The 8,417-nt window shown below is 71.8% G+C and carries 9 protein-coding genes; all 9 read left to right on the top strand.

Translation table 11 applies throughout. The features are described 5' to 3' along the window. On the top strand, positions 1-460 hold a 460-nt coding region (locus D455_RS0125260), incomplete at its 5' end, for an aminotransferase class III-fold pyridoxal phosphate-dependent enzyme (protein ID WP_017573452.1). Between the two features lie 219 nt (positions 461-679). Then, complete coding sequence (locus D455_RS0125265) at positions 680-1,162, top strand: MarR family winged helix-turn-helix transcriptional regulator (RefSeq protein WP_017573453.1); 483 nt, start codon at positions 680-682, stop codon at positions 1,160-1,162. Positions 1,163-1,353: 191 nt separating this feature from the next. Further along, positions 1,354-2,775 carry an NAD(P)/FAD-dependent oxidoreductase gene (locus D455_RS0125270; protein WP_017573454.1) on the top strand — a complete coding sequence of 474 codons (1,422 nt, stop codon included), beginning with the start codon at positions 1,354-1,356 and terminating at the stop codon, positions 2,773-2,775. 56 nt (positions 2,776-2,831) lie between these two features. Further along, positions 2,832-3,326, top strand: a complete 495-nt coding sequence (locus tag D455_RS0125275; protein WP_017573455.1) for a hypothetical protein — start codon at positions 2,832-2,834, stop codon at positions 3,324-3,326. A 467-nt stretch (positions 3,327-3,793) separates the two neighbouring features. Continuing rightward, a complete protein-coding gene (gene argC / locus D455_RS0125285) occupies positions 3,794-4,822 on the top strand; it encodes an N-acetyl-gamma-glutamyl-phosphate reductase (protein WP_017573457.1) in 1,029 nt (342 codons plus the stop codon). Positions 4,823-4,834: 12 nt separating this feature from the next. Continuing rightward, positions 4,835-5,620, top strand: coding sequence for a bifunctional ornithine acetyltransferase/N-acetylglutamate synthase (locus D455_RS0125290; protein ID WP_017573458.1), 786 nt, complete (start codon positions 4,835-4,837; stop codon positions 5,618-5,620). After that, complete coding sequence (gene argB, locus D455_RS0125295; RefSeq protein WP_017573459.1) at positions 5,617-6,597, top strand: acetylglutamate kinase; 981 nt, start codon at positions 5,617-5,619, stop codon at positions 6,595-6,597. The genes D455_RS0125290 and argB overlap by 4 nt, the downstream gene beginning before the upstream one ends. Next, positions 6,594-7,802, top strand: coding sequence for an acetylornithine transaminase (locus tag D455_RS0125300; RefSeq protein WP_017573460.1), 1,209 nt, complete (start codon positions 6,594-6,596; stop codon positions 7,800-7,802). The genes argB and D455_RS0125300 overlap by 4 nt, the downstream gene beginning before the upstream one ends. Before the next feature lie 2 nt (positions 7,803-7,804). Continuing rightward, positions 7,805-8,417: ornithine carbamoyltransferase (locus tag D455_RS0125305; RefSeq protein WP_017573461.1), on the top strand; the 613-nt coding region annotated here is incomplete at its 3' end.

The raw sequence follows: 8,417 nt of genomic DNA on the forward strand, positions 1-8,417 counted from the left end.
GGGCGGCATCGTGGTCAGCGGTCGGGTGGCCGACCCGTTCTACAACGGCGAGGGCAACCCGTTCCTGCACGGGACCACCTACGCGGGCCACCCGACGGCGTGTGCGGCGGCGATGGCCAACCTGGACATCCTGGAGCGCGAGGACCTGTTCACGGTGTCGCTGGAGGTCGAGCGCCACCTGGACGGCGCGCTGCGTGGACTGGCCGACCACCCGATGGTGGCCCAGGTCCGTTCGGGCGTCGGGGTGATGGGCGCGGTGGAGCTTACCGAGGAGGCTCTCAGCGGACGGGGGATCACCACGCAGGAGGTGTTCGCCGAGGCGCGGGCACGCGGGGTCATCGTCCGGCCGATTCCCACGGCGCTGCTCGTCTCGCCGCCACTGATCATCACCTGGGAGCAGATCGACCACATGGTGTCCACCCTGTCGGCCTCCCTGGACGCGGTCGCGGCCCGTCACTGACCACAGGGCCCCGCCGGGTGCGGCGGGGCCCTGTGGAAGACCTCCCCACTTCCTACCGCTCTCCTGTGACCCGGTGCGTGACGTGACGCGCCGGGTGTGACGTGTTCGCGGCGAAAACACTGGGCGCAACGCTCGACTTCGAGTAAAGTTTACTGGGAAGATATTTCTTGTGGGTTGGATGCGCTCCGGTATCCGCCCCGGGGAGAACAGGGAGCGGGCATGACCACACAACCGACCCAGGCCGCGGCGGGCGGTACCCCGAGCGGCGACGAGCTCATCACCGCGTGGGGGCTGCTCCACGAGGCGTTGAACGCCATCCAGCCCAAGCTCCTGGGCGGGATCACCCCCGACGGCAGGGACATGGCCGGACCGTGGTTCGAGGTGCTCATACGTCTCCAGCGCACCCCCGGCCACAGGCTGCCCATGAGCCGTCTGGCCCGCGAGGTCAGCCTGAGCACGGGCGGGTTCACCAAACTCGCCGACCGGCTGGAGCGCGAGGGCTACCTGGAGCGGGAGAACTGCGCCTCCGACCGCAGGGTCGTCTACGCGGTGCTCACCGACAAGGGGCGGGAGTTCATCGGTGAGGCACGCGACAGGCACGTCGAACGACTGCGTGAGCACGTCCTCGGTCCGCTCGGTGAGGACGGCGTCCGCCAGCTCACCACCATCGCGCGCACCCTCCGTGACAGCGCCTGCTGCTGACGGCGCGTTCGGAACGGGACTCCGCGTAGCCGAATCCGCGCCCCTCCTCCCCGCGCCACCGTTCCACGGGCGGGGAAGACCTCCCACCAGCCGCCGTTCCCGTGTAGGTTGGCGGGAGTTCGTGGGTCGGTGGACCGTGAGCGCACAGGTTTTCGGGGGGAAGAATGGGACTGTTCACGACTGCCGCGCAGATGAGGACGATTCCCCGGTCCACGCGCTTCGCCAACGGTGCGGTGTCCTTCTGGTTCCGTGAGACCGGCCTCCCCGAGCGCCGCGCGGCCCTGCCCGGCACCACCGACTACGACGTCTGCGTGGTCGGGGCCGGGTACACCGGCCTGTGGACCGCCTACTACCTCAAGAAGGAACAGCCGGACCTGCGCGTGGCGGTGGTCGAACGCGAATTCGCCGGATACGGCGCCTCCGGACGTAACGGAGGGTGGCTGTCCGCGGAGTTCGCGGGCTCCCGCGAGCGCTACGCGCAGTCACACGGCAAGGCCGCGACGGTCGCCCTGCAACGGGCGATGATGGACACCGTGACCGAGGTGGCCGCGGTCGCCGAGGCCGAGGGGATCGACGCCGACATCGTCCGGGGCGGCATGCGCCTGGTGGCCACCAACGCCGCCCAGAGCGAACGCCTGACCGAGGACATCGAGTACCTCCAGGAGTGGGGTTACTGGCCCGACGACATCCACCTGGTGGACGGTGAGCGGGAGCCCCGCCTGTCGGTGTCCGGTACCGTCGCCTCCGCCTACTCGCCGCACGCCGCGCGCGTGCAGCCCGCCAAGCTGGTCACCGGCCTGGCCCGGGCGGTGGAGGACCTGGGCGTGGCCGTCTTCGAGGGCACCACCGTGGAGGAGATCCGTCCCCGCGACGGCGCGGCCCGACCGGCGGTCGTCACCGACCACGGCACCGTCCACGCCGACCACGTCGTCCGCGCCACCGAGGGGTTCACCTCCACCCTGCGCGGACAGCGCCGCGAGTGGCGGCCGATGAACTCCTCGATGATCGTCACCGAACCCGTCCCCGCCGAGCTGTGGGAGAAGATCGGCTGGGAGGGCCGCGAGGTCCTGGGCGACACCGCCCACTCCTACGTCTACGCCCAGCGCACCGCCGACGACCGCATCGCCATCGGCGGACGCGGTGTCCCCCACCGCTTCGGTGTCTCCGAGGACGGCGACGGCACCACCCAGCCGCAGGTCATCGCCGAGCTGTGGCGGGCGATGACCCGGATGTTCCCCGACGTGGCCGACGTGCCCGTGGAGCACGCCTGGTCCGGTGTGCTGGGGGTGTCGCGCGACTGGTGCCCGACCGTGCACCTGGACACCGACACCGGCCTGGCCTGGGCGGGCGGTTACGCGGGCAGCGGGGTCGCCGCGAGCAACCTGGCCGGGCGCACCCTGCGTGACCTCATCCTGCGCCGGGGGACCGACCTGACCCGCCTGCCGTGGGTGGGGCACCACGTCCGCGGGTGGGAGCCCGAACCCCTGCGCCGGGTGGGCACCCAGGTCGTCCAGGGGCTGTACCGGGGAGCGGACCGCCGCGAGTCCCGGACCGAGGACAGGGCGCACACCTCCCGTCTGGCCGGGATCGCCAGCCGCATCTCCCGCCGCTGATCCCCGCTTTCCCGATTCTCCTGACAGCGGGTGACATTTGAAGTACATCCAATGTCATGACGATGATCCCTGAGGTGCCCTTCTCCGAGCTGGTCAACAGGCCCAAGGCGACCACGGCGAAGCTCGCCGAGTCCCGCGCGCACGAGTTGCGCCTGCGCCGGAGGGACGACGTGGACCTCGTGCTGCGTGAGTCGGAGGCGGACCAGCAGCGCACCGAGATGGTGAACACCGCCGCGCGTTTCCTGCGCGCCCTCGTACCGGGGGGTGAGGAGGAGACGAACATGGCGCGGAAGATCGTCGGTGGGGTGTTCCCGTGGGTCCGCTATCTTCCGGAGGCTGATGTCCAGACGTTCCTCGCCGAGTTCGCGGATGTACTCCGTGCCACGGAGCACTTCGACAACCCCGCTCCCGCCGTGCACCAGTTCGTCATCGAGTGGCAGCACACCGCAGAGGTCTATGCCGACCCCGAGGTGCTTGCGGCACTGACCCGTGAACGTGATCCCGATGCTGACTCCGGTCCGGTCCCACCGCCTTTCGGGGTGGTGGAGTGAGCCCGAAACGTGGAGATCGTGTCGCTCCACCGGCAAGGGGCGGCGAATGGGGGATCCGTTTCCTGGACAGCAGGGTGGCGAAGGGTTGGGAGGAGCTCTGTTCCCATGTGCCGGGTAACACCGCGGACGTGTGGGAACTCGTGCGTCATGATCCTCTGCCGGTGGAGCGAACGCGCCGTCATCACCCACTGCACGGAATCCAGTCGACGGGGTTGCTGAGGGGCAGGGGATGTCCCGGTGGCGGATCGAGGTCACCAGCGGCGGCAGGATCTGGTACCTGGTCGACGAGGAACGGCGGACGGTCCGGATTGACTACGCCAGTCCGCGCCACCCCAAGGGCACCGAGTAGTCGGGCGGTTCCGTGACGAGACCCCTCCCACACCGCGCGGGGTCTGCCTCTCCCGTGCTTGCATAAATTTACACGGGGGTGCATGATAGTTCAGTCAGAACGGAACAGGGGGCACATCATGGGACACACAGCGGCCATCGCCGGAGCCAGCGGCTACGCCGGAGGCGAGCTGCTGCGCCTGCTCCTGGGTCACCCCGAGATCTCCGTCGGCGCCGTCACCGCCGGGAGCAACGCCGGAACCCCCCTCATCCAGCACCAGCCGCACCTGCTGCCGCTGGCCGACCGGATCCTGGCGCCCACCACCGTCGACGCACTGCGCGGACACGACGTCGTCTACCTGGCCCTGCCGCACGGCCAGTCCGCCGACATCGCCCAGCAGCTCGGTGACGACACCCTCGTGGTCGACTGCGGCGCCGACTTCCGGCTCAACGACGCCGCCGCCTGGGAACGCTTCTACGGCACCCCGCACGCCGGGACCTGGCCCTACGGCCTCCCCGAACTGCCGGGCCAGCGCGAGCGACTCACCGGGGCCCGCCGCGTCGCCGTCCCGGGCTGCCACGTCACCGTCGCCACGCTCGCCCTGTTCCCCGGCCTGGCCGAACAGCTCGTCGAGCCCGACCTGACCGTCGTCGCCGTCACCGGCACCTCCGGCGCGGGCAAGGCCCCCAAACCCCACCTCGTCGGTAGCGAGATCATGGGCGCCCTCAGCCCCTACGGCGTCGGCGGCGCCCACCGGCACAACCCCGAGATCGTCCAGAACCTCACCTCGGTCACCGGCGAGCCGGTCCGGCTGTCCTTCACCCCGGTCCTGGCCCCCCTGCCCCGGGGCATCCTCGCCACCTGCACCGCGCCCCTGCGCCCCGGCACCACCGCCGACCAGGTCCGCGCCGCCTACGAGACCGCCTACGCCGACGAGCCCTTCGTCCACCTGCTCCCCGAGGGCACCTGGCCCAGCACCGCCATGACGCTGGCCGCCAACACCACCCTCGTGCAGGTCACCGTGGACCCCGACGCGAACCGCATGGTCGCCGTCGCCGCGCTGGACAACCTCACCAAGGGCACCGCGGGCGGCGCCGTCCAGAGCACCAACCTCGCCCTCGGCCTGCCCGAGGACTCCGGCCTGCCGCTCGCCGCGGTCGCACCCTAGGAGGGCAGCACCGTGAGTGTCACCGCGCCCCAGGGCTTCCGCGCCGCCGGGGTCCCCGCGGGCCTGAAGGGCGACGGCGCCCGGGACGTCGCCGTCGTGGTCAACGACGGCCCCTCCCGGGCCGTCGGAGCCGTCTTCACCGGCGCCGACGACAGGGCGGCCCCCGTCCTGTGGTCCCAGCAGGTCGCCTCCGGCGGACGCGTCCGCGCCGTCGTCGTCAGCTCCGGCGGGGCCAACGCGGGGACCGGACCCACCGGGTTCCAGGACGTCCACGCCGCGGCCGAGCACACCGCCGACCTCCTCGACGACTCCGCCGCCGAGGTCGTCCTGTGCGCCACCGGACCCGTCGGAACCCGAACCGACCCCGCCGCCCTGCGCGAGGGCATCACCGCCGCCCTCGCCGAGGCCTCCCGCGGCGGGGGACTGGCCGCGGCCGACGCCATCCGCACCACCGACACCGTCGCCAAGATCGCCTTCCGGCGCGGCGGCGGCTACACCGTCGGCGCCATGGCCAAGGGGCCGGACGACTCCCTGTCCACCGTGCTGTGCGTACTCACCACCGACGCCGACGTCACCGCCGACCAGTGCCAACGCCTGTTGACCGCCACGGCCGGCACGTGCCTCGACCCCCTGACCGCCACCAACGACGCCGTGCTGCTCATGGCCAGCGGTGCCAGCGGCACGGTCCCCGACGAGGACGACCTCGCCGCACTGCTCACCGAGGTGCTGACCGAGCTGGCCACCCAGCTCGGCGCCGACACCCCCGCCACCGAACACGACCGGGCCGAGAACTCATGATCGCGCGCTCACCCCATCCCACCGAGGACCACGCCAGGGCCGTCGCCCTGGACAAGGCCGCCCACCTCATCGAGGCGCTGCCCTGGCTCTCCCGCTTCCACGGCCGCACCGTCGTGGTCAAGTACGGCGGCAACGCCATGGTCAGCGAGGAGTTGCGCGTCCGCTTCGCCGAGTCCATCGTCTTCCTGCGCTACGCGGGCCTGCGACCCGTCGTCGTGCACGGCGGCGGCCCCCAGATCAGTGCCCAGCTCGAACGCTCCGGCGTGGAGTCCACCTTCACCGCCGGGCTGCGCGTCACCACCGACGAGGCCATGGACATCGTCCGCATGGTCCTCACCGGCCAGGTCAACCGCGAGATCGTCGGCCTGGTCAACCAGCACGGCCCCTTCGCCGTCGGCATGTCCGGAGAGGACGCCAACCTCCTGACCGCCGAGCGCAAGACCGTCGAGGTGGACGGCGAGACCGTCGACATCGGCCGCGTCGGCGAGGTCACCGGGGTGGACCCGGGCGCCGTCGCCGCGCTCCTGGACGACGGCCGCGTCCCCGTGGTCTCCAGCGTCGCCCGCGCCGACGACGGCGGCGTCTACAACGTCAACGCCGACACCGCCGCCTCCGCCCTCGCGGTCGCCCTGGGCGCCAGCAAGCTCATCATGCTCACCGACGTCGAGGGTCTGTTCTCGGACTACCCGCACAACACCGAGCTGATCAGCCGCCTGGACGCCGAGGAGCTGCGGGGCCTGCTGCCCTCCCTGTCCTCGGGGATGCTCCCCAAGATGGAGGCCTGCCTGCGCGCCGTGGAGGGCGGCGTCCCCCAGGCCCACATCATCGACGGGCGCGTCCCCCACTCCCTGCTCCTGGAGGTCTTCACCGACCAGGGCGTCGGCACCATGGTCGCCGACCCCGAGTTGGAGGCCTCCCTGCTCGCAGGCAACGGCCACATCCACACCACCGCCACGAAAGCAGGAGGCGCACAGTGACCAGCGGTTCCGACCTGCGCGAGCGCTTCGCCGCCTCGCTCATGCCCAACTACGGCGTTCCGCCCGTCGCCCTCACCCTCGGGCGCGGCTGCGAGGTCTACGACGCCGACGGCCGCCAGTACCTCGACCTCATCGCCGGGATCGCCGTCTCCAGCCTCGGACACGGCCATCCCGCCCTGGTCAACGCGGTCGCCCGCCAGGCGGCCACGCTCGCCCACACCAGCAACCTGTTCGTCCACGAACGCGAGGTCGAACTCGCCGAACGCCTGGTCGAGCTGGTCGGCGGCGACGCCAAGGTCTTCTTCGCCAACTCCGGCACGGAGGCCAACGAGGCCGCGCTCAAACTGGTCAAGCGCGCCGCCGGACCCGGCCGCCACTACTTCGTCGCCTCCGACAGGGGTTTCCACGGCCGCACCTCCGGCGCCCTCGCCCTCACCGGCAAGGACGCCATCCGCGAGCCCTTCGGCCCCTTCGGCATGGACGTGCGCTTCGTCCCCCACGGCGACCTGGACGCCCTCGCCGAGGCCGTCGACGAACACTGCGTCGCCGTGTTCACCGAACCCACCCAGGGCGAGGCCGGGGTCGTCCCCGCACCCGAGGGCTACCTCGCCGGGGTCCGGCGGGTCTGCGACGACACGGGCGCCGCCTTCGTCCTCGACGAGATCCAGAGCGGCATCGGCCGCACCGGCCGGTGGTTCGCCCACCAGGCCGAGGAGGACGTGCGCCCCGACGTGCTCACCCTCGCCAAGGGCCTGGGCGGGGGCCTGCCCATCGGCGCCTGCGTCGGCCTCGGCCGCTACGCCGACGCCTTCGACAGGGGCGACCACGGCTCCACCTTCGGCGGCAACCCCGTCGCCTGCGCGGCCGCCCTCGCCGTCATCGACACCATCGAGAACGAGGGCCTGCTCGCCCACACCGCCGTCGTGGGCGACCTTCTGGCCGAGCAGATCGACGCCCTCGACCACCCCCTGCTGGCCGGACAGCGTGGCAGCGGACTGTGGCGGGCGCTGGAACTCACCGCGCCGCACGCCGCCCACGTGCAGGAACAGGCGGCCGTCCGCGGCTTCCTGGTCAACGCCGTGGCCCCCGACGCCGTCCGGATCGCCCCACCCCTGGTCATCACACCCGAAGAGATCGGCCTGTTCATCGAGGCGCTGCCCACCATCCTGGACGCCGCCGAGGCCGCCGCGACGAAGGAGCAGTAGCCGTGACCCGCCACTTCCTGCGTGACGACGACCTCACCCCGGCCGAACAGGCCCGGGTGCTCGACCTCGCCGACGACATGAAGAAGGACCGCTTCGGCCACCGGCCGCTCGCCGGTCCGCGCACCGTCGCCCTGATCTTCGACAAGCCCTCCACCCGTACCCGCCTGTCCTTCGCCGTCGGCGTCGCCGACCTGGGCGGCAGCCCCCTGGTCCTGGACACCGCCAGCACCCAGATGGGCCGCGGCGAACCCCTGGAGGACACCGCGCGCGTCCTGGAACGCCAGGTCGACGCCGTGGTGTGGCGCACCTTCGAACAGGGCGACCTGGAGACGCTGGCCGCGCACATCTCCGTCCCCGTGGTCAACTCCCTCACCGACGAGTTCCACCCCTGCCAGATCCTCGCCGACCTCCAGACCGTCCGCGAGCACAAGGGCGCCCTGGCCGGGCTCACCCTCGCCTACCTCGGCGACGGCGCCAACAACATGGCCCACTCCTACCTGCTGGGAGGCGCCACCGCCGGACTCCACGTGCGCGTCGGCGCGCCCGAAGGCCACCAGCCCGACCCCGACGTGGTCACCCGAGCCGCCGAGATCGCCGCCACCACCGGCGGGGCGG

The organism is Nocardiopsis halotolerans DSM 44410 (assembly GCF_000341065.1).
Classification (GTDB): Bacteria; Actinomycetota; Actinomycetes; order Streptosporangiales; family Streptosporangiaceae; genus Nocardiopsis; species Nocardiopsis halotolerans.